The sequence below is a fragment of the Escherichia sp. Lx600-2 genome (assembly GCF_036662595.1).
Lineage (GTDB): Bacteria > Pseudomonadota > Gammaproteobacteria > Enterobacterales > Enterobacteriaceae > Escherichia > Escherichia coli.
In genome coordinates, this window is the sequence record NZ_JAYQWM010000012.1 from 35486 (window position 1) to 61035 (window position 25550).

A 25550-nucleotide genomic window follows, 5' to 3' on the forward strand; every position below is an offset into this window, starting at 1 on the left:
CCCTGGTTGTTGGTGTTTCCGTGTAATAGGTAATAAAAATCAGGTACAGAGGAAATATTGAAAATTATTGTGTGTAAATTTCTCCATTTAAAAATTCTGGCCAGTTTTTTTCAAAGTAAATACCGTTAATACACGGTTGCATACGTAAAGACTTCACTTCGGTAATAAAAGAACCTTGCGAATATTTAATCGTTAATCTGTGATTTTTGTCTTCAGCCCGTTCAGAGCGAAAACGCCATTCTTCTTTTGCGCCGCGACGAGTTTGTGGGAGGCATTTGCCTTGTGGATCAATAACCATCCGCGCCCCACGACTGCCACCACCTGCGTCAATATAATGCGTCAATTGCGTTAATACCGCGGCCGAAGTCAGCGCCATATGCCGCCACATAAATAGTTCGGCAATTTCGCCTGCGTGATTGATGGTTAAACCGTGTTGTTGTACAAACTCACTTAGCAGCAGGGCGTCACGGGTGGCGTGACGAACTTTATCGGCATGACAAATAAATCCGGCGTAATCAGACATTCGCGCCTGGATTTTTTCTTTCACCGTTACCAGCGCCATTCCGTTCTCATTTACCAGTGCCTGAGCGATAACTTCTCTGACTATATTCAGAGATGAGGCTACCAGCTGCGCGACATCACCCTCAACAGACCGCTTTTGTGTGCAACCAATAAAGCGCGCCAGACGCACGGCAATAACCTGTCCGGCATTCAGCGCCGCACCGCCTGGTCGGGTAACGCCGTGAGTTCCGGCTACTTCTCCCACCGCAAAACAACCGGGCAGGGATGTTTGTCCCCAGATATCCACTTCAATGCCGCCATTCATGTGCTGATTATTCATGGCGAACTGCAGAGGCTGCGCGGTGAGATCGTAACCGTGCATCTTATACAGCGAGATAGACAGCGGATTCATTCGTTGCAGCCGTTCGATGGGCGATGCTGCCAGAGCGTCGTTATTTTCCAGATACGCGCGAACGTCGTCGTCCAGTCGATCTAATGTGAAGGGCAAATCACCAGGCACCGCTTCAGGATTGCGATTGAAATCCATAAACACCCGACGACCATGTTGCTGCTCTTGCGCCACCGCCATATCTAACAAGCTGGAGCCAAAATCCATCACCCGAGTGGCGTGGAACGGCCACTGATAGCCTTTACGGAAAATGTTTGAAGCCAGCTCCTGGGTGGTGCGATAGTAATCCGCGAGGAAGTTATACTCGTTACCCTCAGCATCCACGGAATAGATATACGGGATCACCTGTACATAGGTGCCGGATAAATTCCACGGAAACGTGCTACGCGGCGTGCCTATACCAAACTGGCTTTCGGTCAGATTGGTTAGCGTCAGGCCTTCCTCCAGCGCCAGCCCCAGCGAGCCAAAACATTTGTGTGGGTACACACTGTCGCGATAAAGCTCGCCAGGCCCTCCTGTTGCCAGTACCACATTGGGCGCAGTCACAATTGCCAGCCCCCAAGGGGTATGGGCGCGATGACCGGTCGCGAGGATTGCCCCCGCAACACGGTCTTCGCCGTTTTCGTCACGCTGATGCAGCAGTTTAATCACTGTTGCACTGGTCAACACTGGAATGGCGAGGCGCTGTACTTCTTCCAACAGCACTTTCACCATTAACCTTGAGGTACGCGGCCCACACGAGGTTGCACGCCCGGCTTCGTCATGGTCGGTTTGATAACGAAGAATCGCGCCATAGCGATCTTCCGGTAATTCCAGACCAAGATATTGCAACCCGCCAAGAGTGTGCAGAGAACCTACCGCTTCGACATAAGCGGTGTCGTGATCCATCGCCCCACCGCTCGCCAGTGCCTCTGCCAGTTTGGTGAAGTTGTCGCCGTTGCCCGCGGTAGCGGCGGTAAACAGTGTCTGTTTATCGGAACCAGAACATGCCGACGTCCCCATATATAACCCGGCGGTGGCGATCAGCACATTTTGCTGGCGGCGTTTAAGTTCCACAGCTGCACGCAGCCCGGCTGCACCACTGCCGACTACCAGGGCATCTGTTTGCCAGAGTGGGTAATCAACACCGTCTACCGTGACAACCCATGCGGGCTCTGCCTGTGCAAAACCCTTTGGGAAAGTAACGTGCGTCAGCGCATCAAGGATGGTGTCATCAAGCTGACTCATGCATCCTCCATCGGCGTAAACAGGCTACTTTCCATCAGGCGTGGGTGCTTGATAATTGGACGGAAAGCCATATACGGCAGAATGTCGCGCTCAATCTCCACACCCGGCGCGATTTCAATTAATTCAACGCCTTCTGCCGTTAACTGGAATACTGCGCGTTCAGTGATATACAACACTTCCTGACCACTTTGCTGTGCGTAGGCGGCGCTAAAAGTGATTTTTTCCACCTTGGTAACCAGTTTAGGGATTTGACCTGACTGGGCGATATGCAAGCCATCTGGTGTTATATCGATCTTGCTGCCTTTAGCGTCGAACGTGCCGCAGAACACCACTTTACGGGCATTTTGCGCAATTTCGAGAAATCCGCCGGGGCCAATCAGATTGCCATTGAGATGGGAGACGTTGACGTTACCGTACTGATCCATCTCTCCCATGCCGAGGAAGGTGATATCGATCCCTCCGCCACTGTAGAACTCAAATTGATCGAGTGATGGAATAATGGCATCGGCGTTGCGGGCACAACCAAACAGAGCATCATCCAGCATCATGCCGTTATGTACGCCTTGCTCGACGCTCAGCCATAAACTTTGGTAAGGAACGCCTTCGCGCAGCGCTACTCCTGGAATGCCGCCGGGAATACCAAAGCCAAAGTTGGTTGAAGCGCCAGCTACCAGTTCGCGTGCTGCCCGACGGGCAATCAGGCGACGTACCGGATGACTAACCAGTTCAATAGCGTCGTTAGAACTCAGACGGCGATGTTGGCCGCTGATGGTCAGGTCGTAACCGCCAAGATAGGTTTGTGGCTGTTCGCGGTGTTCAACGATGCCATCAACCAGAATGCCCGGTAATTTAACCCGGCGTGGTTCAATCGCGCCAGCTTCCAGCACATCGCGTACCTGTACGAACACTTTACCGCCGCTGTTGTGTGCTGCCAGCGCCATGGAATAGCTATCCATATCAATCGCTTCTTCTTCAAGGCTGACGTTGCCTCGAGGATCGGCATAAGTGCCACGCAAAATCGCGTAATCCACTTTGAAAGGGCGATAACGAAGTTTGGTTTCACCGTCGATTTCAATCAGTTCTACCAGCTCGTCGGTAGTGCATTCATTCGACTTACCGCCGCCATTGCGTGGATCAACAAACGATCCCAGCCCAACGTGGGTAAAAAGCCCCGGACGTCCGGCGCCGATCTCCCGTAGCAGTGCCTGAATCACGCCACCAGGAAAGCAGTAGGCTTCAATCGTGTTATTTTTTACCAGCGCCTGCATTTTGGGCGACCAGGTAAAGTGCCCGGCAATAATGCGTTTGAGCATCTCTGCGTGCGCAAAACGATTAGTGCCTTTGCAGTCGCGATCGCCAATACCCAGCGAGTGGATTAGCGTCAGGTCGCGAGGGTGTCCGGTTTGCAGGAAACGCGCTTCAATAGCAGCCAGAATATGGTCGGCTTCCACCATACCGCCGCCGTTACCGCTAATAGCAATAATCGCACCGTCCTGAATTTGCGCCGCCAGTGCCTCGGCGGTTGTTATCTTACGCATACAATTTCCTTATTGATTATGGAAGCTCACGCTACTTTTTTCGGCAAAGGCGCGCGTCGCCTGCTGGCAATCCTGAGTGGCAGACATTAATCCGGCCAGTAGCTGGTGCGGGTAATCGGCATGTTTATTTTCCAGTGCCAGAATCAGTTGCTTAATATGCGCCAGTGCCACCGGACCGCATTTTTCCAGCTGCGCTAACTGGTTCGCCATCCAGTTTTCCACCTGTTCTTTTTCTACCACTTCATCAATTAAATTCGCCGCCTGGGCTTCCTGCGCCGTCAGGCGTTTACCCAGCATCAGCATCTGGCGACCGACCACCGGACCAACCTGATTAAGCACACGTTCAATGCCCATCCAGCCAGGCACCATGCCGAGCATCACTTCCGGGTTAGAGAATTTCGCGCCGGGGCGGGCAATACGAATATCGCAGCACAAGGCCAGTTCAATACCACCGCCGATGGTATGACCGTTGAGATTCGCAACGGTTAATTGGGGTAAGTTGCGCAGGCGATTAAAAACGTCATTACCGCGTTTAATCCATTTTCTGCCCATATCTAATGGCGAATAGGCCGACCACGATTTAATATCGCCACCCGCACAAAAGAATTTATCGCCGGTTGCCGTTAATTCGACTAATCGTAATGTGGTGTCGTTTTCAATTTCATTTAAATAATGGTCGAGAGATTCGATCATTTCTTCATTAATAGCATGACATTTATCTTCACGGTTCAATGTCAGGCGGCAAGAAGCCGCCGCTCTGCTGAACAGAACGGGTTGGTCACTCATGATCATTCCTTAACAATAATGCGCGATGCGATCGACGCTAATATCCAGCGTGCTGTTAATATCTTTCTGCCACCAGTAAGGCGAGAATATTTCCAGTTCTATAGCGCCATTAAATCCGGCGTTTTCAACCAGCCGACGAATTGACGGAATATTGATGACGCCATCTCCCGGCATTCCCCGGTCATTGACCAGATCGGTGGTCGGTACTAACCAGTCGGAAACATGAAACGCGAGGATGCGTTTTCCGGCACGCAGGATCTGACTGGCGAGCTCCGGATCCCACCAGACGTGATAAACATCCACCGCCACGCCGAGGCCAAACTCACCATCGGGATCGAGTTCATCACACCAGTCCAGCGCCTGACGTAACGTGCACAGGCAAGAGCGGTCGGCAGCAGTCATCGGGTGCAGCGGCTCCAGCGCAATTGGCACGCCGACATCTTTCGAATGTGGCAGCAACTGGCGAATCCCTTGTTTTACTTGTTCCCGCGCTTCGTACAAATCTTTTGTTCCCTGCGGTAACCCGCCAACCACCTGCATATAACAGGCGGCGTTAAGGACCGCTGCGTCGTCCAGCGCCCGGCGGTTATCATCAATCGCCAGTTTGCGTTCCGCCAGTGTCGGCGCGGTGTAGTAAGTGCTACGGCACAAACCGGAAACGCTCATGTTACTGGCGGCAAGCTGGCGGGCGATTTGCTGGAGATCTTCACCCTGCAACTCCCTGCGCCAGGGGGCAATTGCGCCAATACCGCGTGCGGCGCAGGCATCAATAATGGCGGGTAGCGGCGTTTTATAGCCCAGTGTCGCGGTATTGATACTGAATAAATCCGGGCGTTGTAACAGATCTCTCATGATTCAGCCTCAGAAGCGCGGCATACTTAAGCCGCCGTCGATGGCGACCGCTTGACCACAGGTGTAAATCAGTTTACCTTCCGCCATCGCGCGGACGGTGGAAGCAATATCAGCCGGATAACCCCAACGTCCCCACGGCACCAGACCTTTGGCAATCAGTTCGTCGTAATAAGCCGTTGCTGGAATAGTCATATCGGTTTTGATGAGACCAGGGCGCACTTCATAAACGCCAATTTGTTCATTACAAAGGCGAGCAGCAAACAGACGAGCAGCGGCAGAAACGGCGGTTTTGGCAATGGTGTATTCGCCGCGATTCATCGCCAGCATGATGGCGTTGATGGAACTGACGAAAATAATCGAGCGGTGCGGCAGCTCCGCTTCCGGTTTCGGCTGTGCCAGTAAGCGCTTACTGAATGCCTGAGCAAGGAAGAACGGCGCGCGGGTGTTAATGGCAATGTTTTGATCGAAGCTGTCTGGTTCGAGGTCGAGGAGGTCACCGCGTTTTTTCACTGAAATGCCTGCGTTGTTGAGCAGGCAGTCCAGACGTCCCCACAGGTTTTGCGCCGCGTCGAGCATCTCTTCATGCAAGGAGAGATCGCCGACATCGGCAGGGAAGCAAATCACTTCCACGCCTTCAGCTATACATTCTTGTTGTGTGATATGCAGTTTTTCTACGCTGTCGGCATCGGGAAGATCGTTAATCAGCAGGTTAAATCCGCCACGAGCAAGCTCCAGCGCACAGCCCTTTCCAATACCACGAGCGGCTCCGGTAATCACGGCAACAGGACGAGTGGATTTCATACAATAGCTCTCTTTTTTTGAATATTGTTTTCTAAGTGACAATTAGCTTGCGACGTGCCGCAAGAAAGATCAACCATCTGGTTGGTTGATATGCGATAGTGATCACAGGACATTTGATAACTTGATGAAAGTACAAGTTTTTATCCTTTTTACTGGAGCTTCTAATTAATCGGGTTAAGATAGTTATCTTGAAGAGGTCGTGGGGAAGCGTTATGTATCTTGATACCAGCAACGTACAGAGCCTGAAGGAAAAGCTGCTGTTATGCGCGGTTAATGAATTTGCCGAATATGGTTATGAAGGGGCCAGGGTCGATAATATTGTTAAGGCTGCGGGGTGTAGTAAACAGACGGTTTATCATCACTTTGGTAATAAAGAAAATTTATTTATTGAAGTACTGGAATATACCTGGAACGATATTCGACAAAAAGAAAAGGCCCTTGATTTCTCAGATCTTCCGCCACAAAAAGCCATTGAGAAAATTATTGATTTTACATGGGATTATTATATTGCTAACCCCTGGTTTTTAAAAATTGTGCATAGTGAAAATCAAAGTAAAGGTGTGCATTATGCAAAATCACAGCGTCTCTTAGAAATTAACCATGCGCACTTGCAGTTAATGGAATCCTTATTGGATGAAGGGAAGAAACACAATATTTTTAAGCCAGATATCGACCCATTGCAGGTGAATATTAATATTGCTGCGCTTGGGGGATATTATTTGATCAACCAGCATACGCTTGGCCTGGTTTATCATATCAGTATGGTTTCCCCCCAGGCACTGGAAGCCAGACGTAAGGTCATCAAAGAGACGCTCCTTAGCTGGCTTTTGGTTGATCCTTCATCTACTGCGCACGAATAAAACTGCCATCCGGCTGGCGGGTAAACAGGACCTGTTGATTATTCCCCGTATCAATAGTTAAGCCCGTCACCACGCCGCTGGCGTTCTGGCGGATTTTCACCATCTGCCCGTTTTGCAAATTACTCAGCGGCTTACCCGCGCCTTCTACCTGCGCCATTGCATAGACATCGGTAGCGGGCAGTCCGTGGTCGCGGAACAGCTGCGCCATCGTTTTACCGGGTTCGACACGGTAAGAGCGCCATTGATTATCAATTCCGCTATCTGGCTGGAATGGTTGTGTTTGGGTAGTTTGCGGCTGTTCTTCTGGCTGGCCTTCCTGTATAGGTTCTGGAGCGACCGGAGCCACCTGATCAGGATCATTTTGTGGTGTGACTAATTGCGCCCGCAGCTGTTCTTCTGTCGGCGGTTGTGATTGCGACTGAATATCTAACTGCGCTTCACGCGTCACCACCGGCGCGTTGGGCGTATCATCAGATGGAAGCAGAAATCCGACCACCAATATAATGGCGGCAATAATGATCCCCCGACGATGCATCGGCGGCAGCGGGTCCATGAAGCGAAAATTGTCCGGCGCGTGCCAGACTTTCTCCAGGGTTGGTTTTAGTTCAAAGCGCCCGGGCATGGTTTCCTCCTGCTCCGCGTCTTGTTCCTCAATCATAGCCTATGAATAAGCTAACGCTATGATGTCCGTGGTAAACCCGCCTTTATTATATTCATACGGGATATTGCTATTGTTTCTTTTTCCCCGGGATTTGTCATCATTCCTGCGACAAAGTTTTACCCAAAGAAGTGTGGCTGATATGCTGCCCGCTACTTTTATACCCTAAGAAAGGAAATACGATGACCACCCCAACTTTTGACACCATCGAAGCGCAAGCAAGCTACGGCATTGGTTTACAGGTAGGCCAACAACTGAGTGAATCTGGCCTGCAAGGGCTGCTGCCGGAGGCGCTGGTGGCTGGTATTGCAGATGCGCTGGAAGGCAAACATCCGGCTGTTCCGGTTGATGTGGTGCATCGCGCGCTGCGTGAAATCCACGAACGCGCCGATGCCGTTCGTCGTCAGCGTTTCCAGGCGATGGCTGCCGAAGGTGTGAAATATCTTGAAGAAAATGCCAAAAAAGAAGGTGTGAACAGCACCGAATCTGGCCTGCAATTCCGCGTGATCAACCAGGGTGAAGGCGCAATTCCGGCACGTACTGACCGCGTTCGTGTTCATTACACCGGTAAACTGATCGACGGCACCGTGTTTGACAGCTCCGTTGCTCGTGGTGAACCCGCTGAATTCCCGGTTAATGGCGTGATCCCTGGCTGGATTGAAGCACTGACTCTGATGCCGGTAGGTTCTAAATGGGAACTGACTATCCCGCAGGAACTGGCCTATGGCGAGCGCGGCGCTGGCGCATCCATCCCTCCGTTCAGCACCCTGGTGTTTGAAGTCGAGCTGCTGGAAATCCTCTAAGCAGCGTATTCTGTTCCCCTCGAGCCAGAGGGGAGCAGGCATTTAGCAATAAACCCTTCAGTTTGCCAATCGGCGATATTTTGTGTTGCAAACGCTCCGTAAGCGTGTATTTTTGTGAGCTGTTTCGCGTTATCACCGTGATATGACACTCACTTTAAACATAAAATTAACATTAGATCTAAATCTTAGTATTCATCCCACGTATTGTTTCCTAATATCGATGAGTCCCGATACAGATTCGTCGTATCATAGACTGACTAAAGGCCGCAGAGCCTGAACAACACAGACAGGAAGAAAAAACATGGTAGATCAGGTAAAAGTCGTTGCCGATGATCAGGCTCCGGCTGAACAGTCGCTACGGCGCAATCTCACAAACCGGCATATTCAGCTTATTGCCATTGGCGGCGCCATTGGTACGGGGTTGTTTATGGGATCCGGTAAAACAATCAGCCTTGCCGGGCCGTCGATCATTTTCGTTTATATGATCATCGGTTTTATGCTCTTTTTCGTGATGCGGGCAATGGGGGAATTGCTGCTTTCGAATCTGGAATACAAATCTTTTAGTGACTTCGCTTCCGATTTATTAGGGCCGTGGGCAGGATATTTCACTGGCTGGACTTATTGGTTCTGCTGGGTGGTTACCGGTATGGCGGACGTGGTTGCCATCACGGCTTATGCGCAGTTCTGGTTTCCGGGGCTATCTGACTGGGTCGCCTCGTTGGCGGTGATAGTGCTGTTGCTGACCCTGAACCTCGCCACCGTGAAAATGTTCGGTGAGATGGAGTTCTGGTTTGCGATGATCAAAATCGTCGCCATCGTGTCGTTGATTGTCGTCGGCCTGGTCATGGTGGCGATGCACTTTCAGTCACCGACTGGTGTGGAAGCGTCATTTGCGCATTTGTGGAATGACGGCGGCTGGTTCCCGAAAGGCTTAAGTGGCTTCTTTGCCGGATTCCAGATAGCGGTTTTCGCTTTCGTGGGGATTGAGCTGGTAGGTACTACTGCTGCGGAAACCAAAGATCCAGAGAAATCACTGCCGCGTGCAATTAACTCTATTCCGATCCGCATCATTATGTTCTACGTCTTCGCGCTGATTGTGATTATGTCCGTGACGCCGTGGAGTTCGGTAGTCCCGGATAAAAGCCCGTTTGTTGAACTGTTCGTGTTGGTGGGGCTGCCTGCTGCTGCCAGCGTGATCAACTTTGTGGTGCTGACGTCTGCGGCTTCTTCCGCTAACAGTGGCGTCTTCTCTACCAGTCGCATGCTGTTTGGTCTGGCGCAGGAAGGTGTTGCACCGAAAGCGTTCGCTAAACTCTCTAAACGCGCAGTACCCGCGAAAGGGCTGACCTTCTCTTGTATCTGTCTGCTCGGCGGCGTGGTGATGTTGTACGTGAATCCAAGCGTGATTGGCGCGTTCACGATGATCACGACGGTTTCCGCGATTCTGTTTATGTTTGTCTGGACGATTATCCTTTGCTCATACCTTGTGTATCGCAAACAGCGTCCGCACCTGCATGAGAAGTCAATCTACAAGATGCCGCTCGGCAAGCTGATGTGCTGGGTATGTATGGCGTTCTTTGTGTTCGTCATCGTGCTGCTGACGCTGGAAGATGACACCCGCCAGGCTCTGCTGGTTACCCCACTGTGGTTTATCGCGCTGGGGCTGGGCTGGTTGTTTATTGGTAAGAAGCGGGCTGCTGAACTGCGGAAATAACCGCATTATCATGCTGGATGGCGCAATGCCATCCAGCTTTTAGATTACTCACCCGCCAGCGCGCGTGGGAACAGTACATTGTTTTCCAGACTGATGTGATCCATCAGGTCATCAATCAGTTCATTAATGCCGTTATACATCGCTTTCCAGGTGGTGCAGGCTTCTGGCGGCGGTGTGACGTTATTGGTAGTGTGTTTGATCACTTCCAGCAGTTCGCCCGCTTCATCGTGCTCGCTTTCCATTACGCTGATTGGCCCCATTGCCTGGCTGCCCATGCCTTGTTTGATCATCGGGAAGAGGATCTGCTCTTCTTTCATCATGTGGCTGGAAAGCTCTTCATGCAGCATGGTCAGGTATTTTGTCAGCCCTTTTGGCACGCTCGGTTTGTCGGCGTGAACGCGCTCGACTTTAGTCGCTTGCAGGATCAGCTCCGGCAGTTGCTCGCGGTGACGATCGTGGTAGCGCACGATGATATGGTCGATGATTTCTGCCAGCGGGGCGCTACGCCAGTCTTTCTCAATCGGTTGTTCAGCAAGCTTTGCCAGCTCAGCTTCAATGACCTCAACATCCAGTTCTTTACGTGCCGCCGCACGCGCCAGCGTTTGCTTACCGCCGCAGCAGTAATCCATATCATATTTACGAAACAGAGCCGAAGCGCGAGGGATAGAGAGCGCCAGTTCACCTAAAGGTTGGTCGCGATAAGCCATAGCTGATACCTCATTCTTAATAAGATAAGATGTATTTTAAATGCATCTTTAAGGCAAATGCTATAACCCTTACGTAGCAGAGGCTTATTTAACTCACTGCCAGTATGTCAACTTTCTGAGACAGATTCAGTTAAAGGCTTTTCCGGTTTTGCTCTGACTGCAATGACCACGCCAACCACTAACAGCGCGATACCGCTCAGCGTCATCAGCGGCGGCATTTGCTGGCGTATCAAAAAGGTGTACAGCAAACCTGCCAGTGTTTCGAAAACGATCAGCGGCCCGAGAATCACTGTCGGTAATCGCTGGCTGGCGACGTTCCAGCAGAGTGCGCCAACCCATGAGCAAAGCACGGCTATCGCAACCATCAGACTAATAAACACCAGCGGACGGGGGCCAAAAGGTAAGGAGAAGTCCGGCGTTTGTATATTCAGCCAGTAACAGGCGACGAGATAGCCGATGAGAGAAACCGGCAGCGTGACCAGCGCCTGCGCCGTCGCCCACATCATCGGATGTTTGTCGGGATTTTCCCGCAGCCAGCGGGCGTTGCGCAGGGCATACCATGCCCAGCAGACCACGGAAACTAACGCTAGCACGATGCCAGAGGTATAACGTGCCCAGTCAAAATCGGGGAGTCCGTGGTTTAACTCAGCAATATTCACACACGCCAGGCCGATGCCAATACAAATCAGTGCCGGGGCGAGTTTTCCCCACGCGAGTTTGCCGTCGCGCTGGCTATAAAGCAGATTGGCAAAGACAGGAATGACCACCGGCAGGGTGCCAATAATCATCGTAGAAACAGGCGCGCCAGTACGTTGAATGGCACTGGCAAGGCAGAAGTAATAGATGAGGTTGCCCATCATAGTGAGCATCAAGGCGGTAAGCCAGTCGCGACGCGCCAACTGACGCAGACGCACGCGTCCCAGCCAGGCAATGGGTAGCGCAATTAACCCTAACGCCAGATAACGCCCCATCGACTGCAACATCGCCGGGTATTCCGGCACGATCAACGGCCCGACAAAAATAAGCCCCCACATCAACCCTGCTAACAGGGCGTACAGCACGCCGCTAATCATTACTGGCATCCATTGGTCTGTCAGAAGAAACGTTCAGGAAGCAGACATGATTGCTCCCGGCATCCCGTCATTATCAGAGAGGATGCGGGAGGATGCCACTTTAATTAACTATTTATTAACATTAAAAAGATGGCTTACGCTTTCGGCTAACGTTGTCGTTGGGCGGCCAATCAATTTGCTCAGCGTTTTGCTGTCATCAAACAGACCGCCTTTCGATGCGCCAACGTCAGAATCCGCCAGCATATCCGCCAGTCCGTCAGGCAGGCCAACGCTTTTCAGCGCCGCAGCGAAATCGGTTTCGCTCAGATTTTGATAGGTAACCTGTTTGCCGCTCTGTTTGGTCAGCTCTGCCGCTAACTGTGTCAACGTCCAGGCACTATCGCCCGCCAGCTCGTAAACCTTGCCTTCGTGACCGGCTTCGCTAATCACGCGTGCCGCAGCTGCCGCATAATCTGCCCGCGTTGCCGAGGCAATTTTGCCATCGCCCGCGGCACCGATAAATACGCCGTGCTCCAGTGCTGCCGGGGCGCTGGCGAGATAGTTTTCGGTGTACCAGCCGTTGCGCAGCAGGGTGTAAACGATGCCAGAATCAGCCAACATTTTCTCCGTCTCGATGTGCTCATCGGCGAGGCCGAGCGGAGATTTATCCGCGTGAAGCAGACTGGTATAAGCGATAAATTTCACGCCAGCCGTCTTTGCGGCATTAATAACATTACGATGCTGCGGGGCACGTTGACCCACTTCGCTGGAAGAGATCAGCAGTAGTTTTTCCACTCCCTGAAGTGCAGATGTCAGTGCGGCTTCATCGCCGTAGTCAGCCTGACGCACGGTAATGCCTTGTGCTGCCAGGGCCTGGGCTTTTGCCGGATTACGAACGATAGCCACTATTTGTTGGCTGGCAGGAACCGTTTTCATCAAGGATTCAATAACATAGTGACCAAGTTGGCCAGTGGCACCAGTAATAGCGATCATGGGAAGTCTCCATCGTTTTGTCTTGTGTTTAAATACGCTAACACCTAAACTTACTTTTAGTAAGTACGTACAAAAAGGTAAGTATGAAATGAGTCAGGTTAGCCTGTCGCAACAACTGAAAGAGGGTAATCTCTTTGCGGAACAGTGCCCGTCGCGCGAGGTGTTGAAACACGTCACCAGCCGTTGGGGGGTATTGATTCTGGTGGCGCTACGCGAAGGTACTCATCGCTTTAGCGACCTGCGGCGCAAAATCGGTGGGGTGAGTGAAAAGATGCTTGCGCAGTCGTTACAGGCGTTAGAACAGGATGGTTTTCTTAACCGTATCGCGTATCCGGTGGTGCCGCCGCATGTGGAATACAGCCTCACGCCGCTGGGCGAGCAGGTGAGCGAAAAGGTTGCTGCACTGGCGGACTGGATTGAGTTGAATTTGCCCGAGGTGTTGGCGGTGCGGGATGAACGTGCGGCATAACTGCCGGATGCGCTGAGCTTATCTGGTCTACGGTGCATGGCTTGTAGGGCGGATAAGATGCGCCAGCATCGCATCCGACAAAAGTGCCGGATGCGGTTGATGATTTATAGGCCGAAAAAGAAGTGTTTTACTTACTCAAATCCACCTGATAAATCGCAAACCCGATATCATCGGTCGCGACTTTATTCATCGGATATTGCCCTTTCTCTTTAATAAACGCTGCGGCTTTATCTGACGGGGAAGTTTCGAAACGGATATCCAGTTTCTTATCGCCGGCTATCGGTGCTAAACGCCAGTTGTTATCTGCCGCCGGGTGAATTTCCCCCGCACGTTTCGACTCATCAGCAATCCACGCTGCCAGCACCGAGCGGTTCTCATCCGGTGAAGCAAAAGCGATATGGCTGTCGCCCGTACCGGCAAATTTGCCGCCGTAAGCGCGATAGTTATTGGTGGCAACGAGGAACATGGCGTTCGGATCAATCGGCTTGCCGTTAAAGGTCAGGTTCTTAATCCTTTCCGCATTGGCATTAACCATCTGGCACTCGCCGTCATAACGGGCAGGCTGGGTAACATCAATCTGATAATTCACACCATCAATCACATCAAAGTTATAGGTGCGGAAACCATCCCAGTTGATGAGTGACTGTGGTTTCGTGTTGTCAGGATCAATCTGGTTAAACTGTCCGGCGGAGCACTCCAGCCACTCTTTCACCTCTTTACCGCTGGCTTTCACCACAATCAGCGTATTGGGGTAGAGATAAAGATCGGCGGCATTACGGAAGGTCAACTGGCCTTTTTCCACCTCCACATAGCTTGCCGGATCATTTTTGCGACCACCAACTTTAAACGGTGCAGCAGCTGAAAGCACCGGCAGTTTTGCCAGATCCGGATCGTCCTGAATGTAATGCTCGACATACGCTTTTTGCGCGTTGTTCACCACCTGCACGGTCGGATCGTCCTGCACCAGCGCCAGATAGCTATACATATTGTCGGCGGATTTACCGATTGGCTTGCTGACGAACTGGCGTGTGGCATCGTGATCGGCTTTGAGTGTTTCTACCAGCTTGCTGTCTTCCGCCGCGAGGGATTTTTTATTGGCGATGTCGTAAATCGGCCGTGCTTCCGCTTTCGCCTGCGTCACCTGCCATTTACCGCTGTTATTACTGAGTTGTAAGTCGACCACCCCAAGATGATCGCCCCACATGCCCGGCATTACCGCCGGAACACCATTCAGCGTGCCTTTCGCGATATCAGCCCCTTCGATACGATATCAGCCCCTTCGATATCAGCAAAATCTTTACCTGGGAAAACGGCGTGAGCATGGCCAAACATAATGGCGTTAACGCCAGGAATTTCACTGAGGTAATAAACTGAGTTTTCCGCCATCACTTTATACGGATCGGCAGATAGCCCGGAATGCGCCAGAACGACAACGACATCGGCACCTTTCTCGCGCATTTCAGGCACGTATTTGCGCACGGTTTCGGTAATATCATTCACCGTCACTTTTCCGGATAAATTAGCTTTATCCCAGCCCATGATTTGCGGCGGCACGACGCCAATATAGCCAATCTTCAGCGTCTGTTTTTTTCCGTCTTTATCGACCACTTCGGTATCTTTAATTAAATACGGTGTAAACATTGGCTGTTTGGTTCTGGCGTCAATGACGTTGGCATTTACATAAGGGAATTTCGCTCCCGCCAACGCATTTTTCAGGTAATCCAGACCGTAGTTAAATTCATGATTGCCGAGTGTACCGACCGTATAATCCAGCGTATTCAGCGCCTTATAAACCGGATGAACATCACCTGCTTTTAATCCTTTCGCCGATATGTAATCGGCCAGCGGACTCCCCTGAATCAAATCGCCGTTATCGACCAGTACGCTGTTTTTCACTTCATTGCGGGCATCGTTAATCAGGCTTGCCGTACGTACCAGTCCGAATTTTTCCGTGGCGGTGTCTTTGTAATAATCGAAATCCATCATGTTGCTATGCAGATCAGTGGTTTCCATGATACGTAGATCGACCGTCGCTGCATTCACACTGGCGGCAATCAGCGTGGCCAGGAGCGTTGCGCTAAACTTAATCATCAGGGACATCCTTTTATCATCGGGAATACGAAAGAAAAGGGAGAATAAACGCCTTACTTATAGAACAGTGAAGAATGCCACAATTTTACGCTTTGAAAATGATGACACTATCACAGTTGGCGCATTCATTAACGATAGGGTATAAGTAAAACAATAAGTTAACACCGCTCACAGAGACGAGGTGGAGAAATGTTAGATCAAGTATGCCAGCTTGCACGGAATGCAGGCGATGCCATTATGCAGGTCTACGACGGGACGAAACCGATGGACGTCGTCAGCAAAGCGGACAATTCTCCGGTAACGGCAGCGGATATTGCCGCTCACACCGTTATCATGGACGGTTTACGTACGCTGACACCGGAGATTCCGGTCCTTTCTGAAGAAGATCCTCCCGGTTGGGAAGTCCGTCAGCACTGGCAGCGTTACTGGCTGGTGGACCCGCTGGATGGCACTAAAGAGTTTATTAAACGTAATGGCGAATTCACCGTTAACATTGCGCTCATTGACCATGGCAAACCGATTTTAGGTGTGGTGTATGCGCCGGTAATGAACGTAATGTACAGCGCGGCAGAAGGCAAGGCCTGGAAAGAAGAGTGCGGTGTGCGCAAGCAGATTCAGGTCCGCGATGCGCGCCCGCCGCTGGTGGTTATCAGCCGTTCCCATGCAGATGCGGAGCTGAAAGAGTATCTGCAACAGCTTGGCGAACATCAGACCACGTCCATCGGCTCTTCGCTGAAATTCTGCCTGGTGGCGGAAGGGCAGGCGCAGCTGTACCCGCGCTTCGGACCAACGAATATTTGGGATACCGCCGCTGGTCATGCTGTGGCTGCAGCTGCCGGAGCGCACGTTCATGACTGGCAGGGTAAACCGCTGGATTACACTCCGCGCGAGTCGTTCCTGAATCCGGGATTCAGAGTGTCTATTTATTAATTAATTTATGCAGCAGGTCCATCACTTGCTGCACCTCTTCCTGTGTGAGCGCCCCGTCTTTGGCCCATTGCACGCGACCATCCTTATCCAGCACCACTACAGCGGAACTTTCTTCATCCAGCTGCCAGGCACCGCGCGCGACGCCATTGCTATCGACAATAAACTGCGACCAGGGATAAAGCTTTTTATTACTCTCCAGACTGCTGCGCACAAACATCCCTGAACCCGGAATCGCGTCGTCGGTGTTAACAATGGTGGTGGTCTGGTAGCGATCGTGCGGTAACTTCGCTGATTTTATCGCTTCAATCAGCGTCGCGTTTTTCTCTTTTGCAGAGGTGCGACCAGCAATATGTTGCAGTACTCGCACTTTTCCCACTAACTGTGCGCTGTTCCAGGTTTTGTAGCTAAACTGATCTTTATCAAGCACCAACTCGCCTCGATCGGTAATGCCAATCGGCGGCACTCGCTGACCGGTTTCGAACTGATGTGCGGAAGCCATCATCGGCAACAGCAGGCAGGTGAGTGCCAGAATCTTGCTTAGGGTCATGGTGTTTCCTTCTTATGATATGCAGGTGATCCGACCACTTGGGTCTGAGTTTTAATCATATGTGCTATTTATCGAATTTCCCGCAAGTGTGATGCCAGTTTGCGGTCAAGCGCACAAATCATATGAAAAATGAATGCTTATACTGAAGACCGCGCTTCGGTAAAAAGATAATTCTGAATAATTGTAACCTTTAGGTAAAAAAAGTTATACGCGGTGGAAACATTGCCCGGATAGTCTATAGTCACTAAGCATTAAAATTTGCGCCTCATAATAGTTGGGCCGATTGTGGCACCGCACAGGCGTAATACTCAGCAGGAGATAACAATGAAAATTTTCCAACGGTACAACCCACTTCAGGTGGCGAAGTACGTAAAGATCCTGTTCCGTGGACGGTTATACATCAAGGACGTTGGCGCTTTTGAATTTGATAAGGGTAAGATTCTTATCCCAAAAGTGAAGGATAAGCTGCATTTGTCAGTGATGTCCGAAGTTAACCGTCAGGTTATGCGTCTGCAAACAGAGATGGCTTAACCAAAGTGCTATGCAGTAATAAGACGGCTCCTGATTCAGGAGCCGTTGATGTTTCTGGGGGTTACGCGACGCTTTCTTCTTTATCTTTAGCGTCAGGCAGTTTTGGCGAAAGGGCGGTGGCCTTGCTGTCGATCCGGGTCACCAGCAGCTGGTCGATGCGGTAGTTATCGATATCCACCACTTCAAATTTGTAGCCGGCGAATTTCACCGAATCGGTGCGTTTCGGGATCTTACGCAGCATAAACATCATAAAGCCGCCGATGGTTTCGTAGTTGCCCGACTGCGGGAACTCGTCAATATCCAGCACGCGCATGACGTCGTCAATTGGGGTGCCGCCGTCAATCAGCCATGAGTTCTCATCACGGGCGACAATCTGCTCTTCCAGCCCCTGGCCGACCAGATCGCCCATCAGCGTGGTCATCACGTCGTTGAGGGTGATGATCCCCACTACCAGCGCGTACTCGTTCATGATCACCGCGAAGTCTTCACCTGCGGTTTTAAAACTTTCCAACGCCTCTGAAAGGGTTAACGTATCCGGCACAATCAGCGTGTTGCGAATTTGTACGCCGCTGTTCAGTGCCAGGCTTTGGTTAGCCAGCACGCGGTTCAGCAGGTCTTTAGAATCGACATAACCGATGATGTGGTCAATATCTTCATTACAGACGAGGAACTTAGAGTGCGGATGTTCCGCCACTTTATTCTTCAGACTTTGCTCATCTTCGTGGAGATCAAACCAAATCACGTTTTCACGCGGTGTCATTGACGACGGAACGGTACGGGATTCCAGCTCAAAGACGTTTTCAATCAGCTCGTGTTCCTGTTTACGTAACACGCCCGCCAGCGCACCGGCTTCCACTACCGCGTAGATGTCATCAGAAGTGATGTCATCTTTACGTACCATTGGCAGTTTGAAAATACGGAAGATTATGTTCGCCAGTCCGTTGAAGAACCACACCAGCGGGGTGCAAACGTACAGGCAGAAGCGCATCGGGTTGATGATACGCAAAGCGACAGCTTCTGGCGCAATCATACCGATGCGTTTCGGGGTTAAATCCGCAAACAGGATAAACATGCCAGTCACTAACGAGAAAGAGAGAATAAAGCTCAGTTGCTCAGAGAGCTCTGCCGACATATAGCGGGAGAACAGGCTGTGAAAAGCTGGAGAAAATGCCGCATCACCGACGATACCGCCGAGAATCGCCACTGCGTTCAGACCGATTTGGACCACGGTAAAGAACATGCCGGGATTTTCCTGCATATTCAGAACGCGTTGGGCATTTATATTGCCTTCATCAGCCAGCAGTTTAAGTTTGATTTTGCGTGAGGCGGCAAGCGAGATCTCGGACATCGAGAAGAACGCACTTACAGCGATCAAGCAGAGTATGACTAAAATACTGTTTAACATATCTTATCCGACCTTTCAGGCCAGATCCTCGGAAGGGGAAGTTGATTAATTTGTGTGAAATACACATTGAAAGCCGATTCGAAGAAAGTGAACCGGCATTTTCAGTGGCTAGTATAGCGTAAGGTACTGTAAAGTCGCCAGAGGGTTAAAATTCAGACTGCTGATAAATGCAATACTGCCTGATGCGCTATGCCAATCAGGCCTACGCAGTCCTTGCAATATATTGAATTTGGACGATTTTGTAGGCCTGGTAAGGCGTTTACGCCGCATCTGGCATAAATAAAGCGCACTTTATCAACAATCTACATTTGTACCCGTAACGCTATGCTTCCGGTGGCAGACAGACGCCAATTCCGCCAATTCCACAGTAACCATACGGGTTTTTATGCAGATATTGCTGGTGGTCATCTTCGGCATAATAAAACGGTGTGGCGTTAGCGATTTCCGTGGTGATGTGACGATCATCATCGGCGGCAAGCATCGCCGCCTGAAAACGTTCCAGACTGGCGCGAGCTGCGGCATCCTGTTCTGGGGTCAGCGGATAAATCGCTGAACGATACTGCGTGCCGTGGTCATTGCCCTGACGCATTCCCTGGGCGGGATCGTGATTCTCCCAAAATACCTGTAGCAACTGCTCATAGCTGATGACGGAAGGATCGTAAACAATGCGTACCGCTTCGGCATGACCCGTATCACCGGAGCACACTTCCCGATAAGTCGGATTTGGCGTATAGCCTCCGGTATAGCCTGCGGCGGTGCTGTAAACGCCGGGTAACTGCCAGAACAGACGCTCCACACCCCAGAAACAACCCATCGCAAAAATGGCAATCTCCATTCCGTCAGGTACATTGGTCATTGAGTGACCGTTGACCGCATGCAGCGTGGCTACGGGCATCGGGGTGTTACGTCCAGGCAGGGCATCGGCGGGGGAAACCAGATGCTTTTTATCAAATAAACTCATGGTGTCGCTCTCCCGAAAATCGGTCATTGGGGTTAAGGTTGTAACAAGAGGCGTATTTGCACACAATAACCACCGTGAATAGGTCTAAAGTAAAACATAAGAAATATTTGGGGTTTAGTCTGCTTTTTAATCCATATTACTGGATTTTTGTTAAGCCGTTTAACGGCGTTCCAGGGGCAGGAAAAAAGGATATTCAGGAGAAAATGTGCGCTATATCCGACAGTTATGCTGTGTAAGCTTACTCTGCTTAAGCGGATCTGCCGTCGCCGCGAACGTCCGTCTACAGGTCGAGGGGTTATCGGGACAGCTGGAAAAGAACGTTCGTGCGCAGCTTTCTACGATTGAAAGTGATGAAGTGACGCCAGACCGTCGCTTTCGCGCACGCGTCGATGATGCCATCCGCGAAGGTCTGAAAGCGCTGGGTTATTACCAGCCGACCATTGAATTTGATCTCCGTCCACCGCCAAAGAAAGGGCGGCAGGTATTGATCGCCAAAGTCACGCCAGGCGTGCCGGTGTTAATTGGCGGCACCGATGTGGTATTGCGCGGCGGCGCGCGGACCGATAAAGACTATTTGAAATTGCTCGATACTCGCCCGGCTATTGGCACGGTGCTGAACCAGGGCGATTATGAAAATTTCAAAAAGTCCTTAACCAGCATTGCGTTGCGTAAAGGTTATTTCGATAGCGAATTTACCAAAGCGCAGCTGGGCATTGCGCTCGGCCTGCATAAAGCCTTCTGGGATATTGATTATAACAGTGGCGAACGTTACCGCTTTGGGCATGTGACCTTTGAAGGATCACAAATCCGCGATGAATACCTGCAAAATCTGGTGCCGTTTAAAGAGGGCGATGAGTACGAATCGAAAGATCTGGCGGAACTGAACCGCCGACTTTCTGCTACCGGCTGGTTTAACTCGGTGGTGGTGGCTCCACAATTTGATAAAGCGCGCGAAACGAAAGTATTACCATTGACGGGCGTGGTTTCGCCGCGAACAGAAAACACCATCGAAACCGGGGTCGGTTACTCTACGGACGTGGGACCGCGCGTGAAAGCGACGTGGAAAAAACCGTGGATGAACTCATACGGTCACAGTCTGACCACCAGTACCAGTATTTCCGCGCCGGAACAGATCCTCGACTTCAGCTATAAAATGCCGCTGCTGAAGAATCCACTGGAACAATATTATTTGGTGCAGGGCGGTTTTAAGCGCACTGACCTGAACGATACCGAATCTGACTCCACTACGCTGGTGGCTTCTCGCTACTGGGATCTCTCCAGCGGCTGGCAGCGTGCCATTAACCTGCGCTGGAGTCTCGACCACTTTACCCAGGGTGAAATTACCAACACCACGATGCTGTTTTATCCTGGGGTGATGATTAGCCGCACGCGTTCTCGTGGTGGCCTGATGCCAACCTGGGGCGACTCGCAACGCTACTCTATCGACTACTCCAACACTGCCTGGGGCTCAGATGTCGATTTCTCCGTTTTCCAGGCACAAAACGTCTGGATCCGCACACTGTACGATCGCCATCGTTTTGTGACACGCGGCACGCTGGGCTGGATTGAAACCGGTGATTTCGACAAAGTACCGCCGGATCTGCGTTTTTTCGCCGGGGGCGACCGCAGTATTCGTGGCTACAAATACAAATCTATCGCTCCGAAATACGCCAACGGTGACCTGAAAGGGGCCTCGAAGTTGATAACCGGATCGCTGGAGTACCAGTACAACGTGACCGGAAAATGGTGGGGCGCGGTGTTTGTCGATAGTGGCGAAGCGGTAAGCGATATTCGCCGCAGCGACTTTAAAACCGGTACCGGGGTCGGCGTACGCTGGGAATCGCCGGTCGGGCCAATCAAACTCGATTTTGCCGTACCGGTCGCGGATAAAGACGAACACGGGTTACAGTTTTACATCGGTCTGGGGCCAGAATTATGAGTTTATGGAAAAAAATCAGCCTCGGCGTGGTTATCGTTATCTTACTGTTGCTGGGATCGGTGGCGTTTCTGGTGGGCACCACCAGCGGCCTGCATCTGGTATTTAAAGCGGCGGATCGCTGGGTGCCAGGACTGGATGTTGGCAAGGTCACCGGCGGCTGGCGCGATCTCACCTTGTCTGACGTTCGTTATGAGCAGCCAGGCGTGGCGGTAAAAGCAGGCAATCTGCATCTGGCGGTCGGGCTTGAGTGCCTGTGGAACAGCAGTGTTTGTATTAATGATCTGGCGCTGAAAGACATCCAGGTCAATATCGACAGCAAAAAAATGCCCCCTTCTGAACAGGTTGAAGAAGAGGAAGATAGCGGTCCGCTGGATCTCTCCACGCCGTATCCCATCACCCTAACACGGGTGGCACTGGACAACGTCAACATCAAGATTGATGACACCACGGTATCGGTGATGAACTTTACCTCCGGCCTGAACTGGCAGGAGAAAACCCTGACCCTGAAACCGACGTCGCTGAAAGGCCTGCTGATTGCTCTGCCGAAAGTGGCGGAAGTGGCGCAGGAAGAAGTGGTCGAACCGAAAATTGAAAATCCGCAGCCGGAGGAAAAGCCGCTCGGCGAAACGCTGAAAGATCTCTTTTCTCGCCCGGTATTGCCGGAAATGACCGACGTGCATTTGCCGCTTAACCTGAACATTGAAGAGTTTAAGGGCGAGCAGTTGCGCGTGACGGGCGACACGGACATCACCGTGAGCACCATGCTGCTGAAAGTGAGCAGCATTGACGGCAATACTAAACTGGACGCCCTGGATATCGATTCCAGTCAAGGGATCGTCAACGCCAGCGGCACGGCGCAGCTGTCAGACAACTGGCCGGTGGACATCACTCTCAATAGTACACTGAACGTGGAGCCGTTGAAAGGTGAAAAGGTGAAGCTGAAAGTGGGCGGCGCGCTGCGCGAACAGCTGGAGATTGGCGTTAATCTTTCCGGTCCGGTGGATATGGATTTACGCGCCCAGACGCGACTGGCGGAAGCCGGATTGCCGCTCAACGTGGAAGTGAACAGCAAACAGATTTACTGGCCGTTCACTGGTGAGAAGCAGTATCAGGCGGATGATCTGAAACTGAAACTTACCGGCAAAATGACCGATTACACGCTCTCTATGCGTACGGCAGTGAAGGGACTGGAGATCCCGCCAGCCACCATTACCCTTGATGCCAAAGGTAATGAACAGCAGGTCAATCTCGACAAACTCACCGTCGCGGCGCTGGAAGGGAAAACTGAACTCAAGGCGTTGCTCGACTGGCAGCAGGCCATTAGTTGGCGCGGTGAGCTAACGCTTAACGGCATTAACACCGCCAAAGAGATCCCAGAGTGGCCGTCGAAACTCAATGGCTTGATTAAAACCCGCGGTAGCCTGTACGGCGGCACCTGGCAGATGGAGGTGCCAGAACTGAAGCTGACCGGTAACGTCAAACAGGACAAAGTGAACGTTGACGGCACGCTGAAAGGCAACAGTTATATGCAGTGGATGATCCCAGGGCTTCATCTGGAACTGGGGCCAAACAGTGCCGAAGTGAAAGGCGAGCTGGGGGTAAAAGATCTCAATCTTGATGCCACCATCAACGCGCCGGGGCTGGATAACGCGCTGCCGGGGCTTGGCGGTACAGCGAAAGGGCTGGTGAAAGTACGCGGCACGGTGGAAGCGCCACAACTACTGGCAGATATCACCGCGCGCGGCCTGCGCTGGCAGGAACTTTCCGTGGCGCAGGTTCGCGTGGAAGGCGACATTAAATCCACCGATCAGATCGCCGGGAAACTCGACGTACGCGTTGAGCAAATTTCGCAGCCGGATGTAAATATCAACCTCGTCACCCTGAATGCCAAAGGCAGCGAAAAACAGCACGAGTTACAGTTGCGGATTCAGGGCGAGCCTGTCTCCGGGCAGCTTAATCTGGCAGGAAGTTTTGATCGCAAAGAAGAACGCTGGAAGGGAACTCTTAGCAATACCCGCTTCCAGACGCCGGTCGGCCCGTGGTCGCTGACCCGCGATATTGCGCTGGATTACCGCAATAAGGAGCAAAAAATCAGCATCGGGCCACACTGCTGGCTTAACCCGAATGCGGAACTGTGCGTGCCGCAAACTATCGATGCGGGTGCCGAAGGGCGTGCGGTGGTGAATCTCAACCGCTTCGACCTGGCCATGCTGAAACCATTTATGCCAGAAACCACTCAGGCCAGCGGTATCTTCACGGGTAAAGCGGACGTTGCCTGGGACACCACCAAAGAGGGGCTGCCGCAGGGCAGTATCACCCTTTCGGGGCGTAACGTGCAGGTAACGCAAACCGTCAACGATGCGGCGCTGCCCGTGGCGTTTCAGACACTGAATCTGACGGCGGAATTGCGTAACAACCGTGCCGAATTGGGCTGGACCATCCGCCTGACCAATAACGGCCAGTTTGATGGACAGGTGCAGGTGACCGATCCGCAAGGCCGCCGTAATCTTGGTGGCAACGTCAATATCCGTAACTTCAACCTTGCGATGATAAACCCCATCTTTACCCGTGGGGAAAAAGCAGCGGGGATGGTGAGTGCCAACTTGCGTCTGGGTGGTGATGTGCAAAGCCCGCAGTTGTTTGGTCAGCTTCAGGTTACGGGTGTGGATATCGACGGCAACTTTATGCCGTTTGATATGCAACCGAGCCAGCTTGCGGTCAACTTTAATGGTATGCGCTCGACGCTTGCCGGTACAGTACGGACCCAGCAGGGTGAAATCTACCTGAACGGTGATGCCGACTGGAGCCAAATTGAAAACTGGCGGGCGCGGGTAACGGCGAAAGGCAGTAAAGTGCGGATCACCGTGCCGCCGATGGTACGAATGGATGTATCGCCAGATGTTGTCTTCGAGGCTACACCAAACCTGTTTACCCTCGATGGTCGCGTGGATGTCCCGTGGGCGCGCATCGTGGTGCACGATCTGCCGGAAAGCGCAGTAGGCGTCTCCAGCGATGTGGTGATGCTTAACGATAACCTGCAACCGGAAGAGCCGAAAACGGCGTCGATTCCGATTAACAGTAACCTGATTGTCCACGTTGGCAACAATGTGCGCATTGACGCCTTTGGCCTGAAAGCGCGGCTGACGGGCGATCTTAACGTCGTTCAGGACAAACAAGGGCTGGGCCTGAACGGGCAGATCAACATCCCTGAAGGGCGCTTCCATGCCTATGGTCAGGATCTGATTGTGCGTAAAGGTGAGTTACTGTTCTCTGGTCCGCCGGATCAACCGTATCTTAATATTGAAGCTATTCGTAACCCGGATGCTACAGAAGACGACGTAATCGCCGGAGTTCGCGTCACTGGTCTGGCGGACGAACCGAAAGCGGAGATCTTCTCTGACCCGGCGATGTCGCAACAAGCTGCATTGTCTTATTTGCTACGTGGACAAGGGCTGGAGAGCGATCAGAGCGACAGTGCGGCAATGACCTCGATGCTGATTGGTCTGGGGGTTGCGCAAAGTGGCCAGATTGTGGGTAAAATCGGCGAGACGTTTGGCGTAAGCAATTTAGCGCTCGACACCCAGGGAGTAGGCGACTCCTCCCAGGTAGTGGTCAGCGGCTATGTATTGCCAGGTCTGCAAGTGAAATACGGCGTGGGTATATTTGACTCTATAGCAACACTCACGTTACGTTATCGCCTGATGCCTAAGCTATATCTGGAAGCCGTGTCTGGTGTAGACCAGGCACTGGATTTGCTCTATCAGTTCGAGTTTTAG

20 protein-coding genes and 1 pseudogene are annotated in these 25550 nt (G+C 51.8%); 8 read left to right on the forward strand and 13 right to left on the reverse strand.

The features are described 5' to 3' along the window. Nucleotides 1-64 precede the first annotated feature (64 nt). From OQV04_RS06740 to OQV04_RS06760, 5 genes are read right to left on the reverse strand one after another with little or no spacing between them, the layout of a single operon-like run. On the reverse strand, nucleotides 65-2137 hold the full coding sequence (locus OQV04_RS06740; RefSeq protein ID WP_032282044.1) for an FAD-dependent oxidoreductase: 2073 nt from the start codon (nucleotides 2135-2137) through the stop codon (nucleotides 65-67). Beyond that, complete coding sequence (locus OQV04_RS06745) at nucleotides 2134-3675, reverse strand: acyl CoA:acetate/3-ketoacid CoA transferase (protein ID WP_112918943.1); 1542 nt, start codon at nucleotides 3673-3675, stop codon at nucleotides 2134-2136. Before OQV04_RS06745 ends, OQV04_RS06740 begins: the two co-directional genes overlap by 4 nt. A 9-nt stretch (nucleotides 3676-3684) precedes the next feature. Continuing rightward, the gene (locus OQV04_RS06750; protein ID WP_001283543.1) at nucleotides 3685-4461 is read right to left on the reverse strand and encodes an enoyl-CoA hydratase/isomerase family protein; all 777 of its coding nucleotides are present in this window, start codon (nucleotides 4459-4461) and stop codon (nucleotides 3685-3687) included. A 9-nt stretch (nucleotides 4462-4470) separates the two neighbouring features. Beyond that, nucleotides 4471-5313, reverse strand: coding sequence for a sugar phosphate isomerase/epimerase family protein (locus OQV04_RS06755; RefSeq protein ID WP_001205235.1), 843 nt, complete (start codon nucleotides 5311-5313; stop codon nucleotides 4471-4473). Between the two features lie 9 nt (nucleotides 5314-5322). Continuing rightward, nucleotides 5323-6114 carry a 3-ketoacyl-ACP reductase gene (locus OQV04_RS06760; RefSeq protein WP_000843384.1) on the reverse strand — a complete coding sequence of 264 codons (792 nt, stop codon included), beginning with the start codon at nucleotides 6112-6114 and terminating at the stop codon, nucleotides 5323-5325. 212 nt (nucleotides 6115-6326) lie between these two features. Between OQV04_RS06760 and OQV04_RS06765 the strand changes: the two genes are divergently transcribed. Continuing rightward, nucleotides 6327-6974: a TetR/AcrR family transcriptional regulator gene (locus OQV04_RS06765; protein ID WP_001355698.1), complete on the forward strand. Its 648-nt coding sequence runs from the start codon at nucleotides 6327-6329 to the stop codon at nucleotides 6972-6974. On the opposite strand, the gene ytfB is transcribed toward OQV04_RS06765, so the two are convergent. Next, on the reverse strand, nucleotides 6958-7596 hold the full coding sequence (gene ytfB, locus OQV04_RS06770; RefSeq protein WP_001565397.1) for a cell division protein YtfB: 639 nt from the start codon (nucleotides 7594-7596) through the stop codon (nucleotides 6958-6960). The genes OQV04_RS06765 and ytfB overlap by 17 nt on opposite strands. 218 nt (nucleotides 7597-7814) lie before the next feature. Here ytfB and fklB point away from each other — a divergent pair, with 218 nt between their 5' ends. Continuing rightward, nucleotides 7815-8435: an FKBP-type peptidyl-prolyl cis-trans isomerase gene (gene fklB / locus OQV04_RS06775; RefSeq protein ID WP_000211237.1), complete on the forward strand. Its 621-nt coding sequence runs from the start codon at nucleotides 7815-7817 to the stop codon at nucleotides 8433-8435. Between the two features lie 301 nt (nucleotides 8436-8736). Continuing rightward, on the forward strand, nucleotides 8737-10149 hold the full coding sequence (gene cycA, locus OQV04_RS06780; RefSeq protein WP_000228357.1) for a D-serine/D-alanine/glycine transporter: 1413 nt from the start codon (nucleotides 8737-8739) through the stop codon (nucleotides 10147-10149). A 44-nt stretch (nucleotides 10150-10193) separates the two neighbouring features. On the opposite strand, the gene ytfE is transcribed toward cycA, so the two are convergent. The 3 genes from ytfE to qorB form a co-directional block, all read right to left on the reverse strand. Then, a complete protein-coding gene (ytfE, locus tag OQV04_RS06785; RefSeq protein WP_000331456.1) occupies nucleotides 10194-10856 on the reverse strand; it encodes an iron-sulfur cluster repair protein YtfE in 663 nt (220 codons plus the stop codon). A 107-nt stretch (nucleotides 10857-10963) separates the two neighbouring features. After that, nucleotides 10964-11929, reverse strand: a complete 966-nt coding sequence (locus OQV04_RS06790) for a DMT family transporter (protein ID WP_001295194.1) — start codon at nucleotides 11927-11929, stop codon at nucleotides 10964-10966. Between the two features lie 108 nt (nucleotides 11930-12037). Continuing rightward, nucleotides 12038-12901, reverse strand: coding sequence for an NAD(P)H:quinone oxidoreductase (gene qorB, locus OQV04_RS06795; RefSeq protein ID WP_001328973.1), 864 nt, complete (start codon nucleotides 12899-12901; stop codon nucleotides 12038-12040). A gap of 88 nt (nucleotides 12902-12989) precedes the next feature. Between qorB and OQV04_RS06800 the strand changes: the two genes are divergently transcribed. Beyond that, on the forward strand, nucleotides 12990-13370 hold the full coding sequence (locus OQV04_RS06800) for a winged helix-turn-helix transcriptional regulator (protein WP_000084622.1): 381 nt from the start codon (nucleotides 12990-12992) through the stop codon (nucleotides 13368-13370). Nucleotides 13371-13497: 127 nt separating this feature from the next. Here the strand turns inward: OQV04_RS06800 and cpdB are convergent. After that, nucleotides 13498-15461 (reverse strand): annotated as a pseudogene (gene cpdB / locus OQV04_RS06805) (2',3'-cyclic-nucleotide 2'-phosphodiesterase). Between the two features lie 189 nt (nucleotides 15462-15650). On the opposite strand from cpdB, the gene cysQ reads away from it, so the two are divergent. Then, complete coding sequence (gene cysQ, locus OQV04_RS06810; protein WP_000886921.1) at nucleotides 15651-16391, forward strand: 3'(2'),5'-bisphosphate nucleotidase CysQ; 741 nt, start codon at nucleotides 15651-15653, stop codon at nucleotides 16389-16391. On the opposite strand, the gene OQV04_RS06815 is transcribed toward cysQ, so the two are convergent. Continuing rightward, nucleotides 16381-16938, reverse strand: a complete 558-nt coding sequence (locus OQV04_RS06815) for a YtfJ family protein (protein ID WP_000175868.1) — start codon at nucleotides 16936-16938, stop codon at nucleotides 16381-16383. The two genes, cysQ and OQV04_RS06815, sit on opposite strands and share 11 nt — an antisense overlap. A gap of 324 nt (nucleotides 16939-17262) precedes the next feature. On the opposite strand from OQV04_RS06815, the gene OQV04_RS06820 reads away from it, so the two are divergent. Next, nucleotides 17263-17469 carry a DUF1107 domain-containing protein gene (locus tag OQV04_RS06820; RefSeq protein ID WP_000689228.1) on the forward strand — a complete coding sequence of 69 codons (207 nt, stop codon included), beginning with the start codon at nucleotides 17263-17265 and terminating at the stop codon, nucleotides 17467-17469. Nucleotides 17470-17530: 61 nt separating this feature from the next. Here the strand turns inward: OQV04_RS06820 and OQV04_RS06825 are convergent, their stop codons facing one another. Next, on the reverse strand, nucleotides 17531-18874 hold the full coding sequence (locus tag OQV04_RS06825) for a hemolysin family protein (RefSeq protein WP_000935036.1): 1344 nt from the start codon (nucleotides 18872-18874) through the stop codon (nucleotides 17531-17533). Nucleotides 18875-19196: 322 nt separating this feature from the next. After that, complete coding sequence (gene msrA / locus OQV04_RS06830) at nucleotides 19197-19835, reverse strand: peptide-methionine (S)-S-oxide reductase MsrA (protein WP_001295196.1); 639 nt, start codon at nucleotides 19833-19835, stop codon at nucleotides 19197-19199. Nucleotides 19836-20040: 205 nt separating this feature from the next. Here msrA and tamA point away from each other — a divergent pair, with 205 nt between their 5' ends. Both tamA and tamB read left to right on the forward strand, forming a co-directional pair. Then, nucleotides 20041-21774 carry an autotransporter assembly complex protein TamA gene (gene tamA, locus OQV04_RS06835; protein ID WP_001269316.1) on the forward strand — a complete coding sequence of 578 codons (1734 nt, stop codon included), beginning with the start codon at nucleotides 20041-20043 and terminating at the stop codon, nucleotides 21772-21774. After that, nucleotides 21771-25550 (forward strand): autotransporter assembly complex protein TamB, encoded by a 3780-nt coding sequence (tamB, locus tag OQV04_RS06840; protein ID WP_332641605.1) that lies wholly within the window; start codon nucleotides 21771-21773, stop codon nucleotides 25548-25550. The genes tamA and tamB overlap by 4 nt, the downstream gene beginning before the upstream one ends.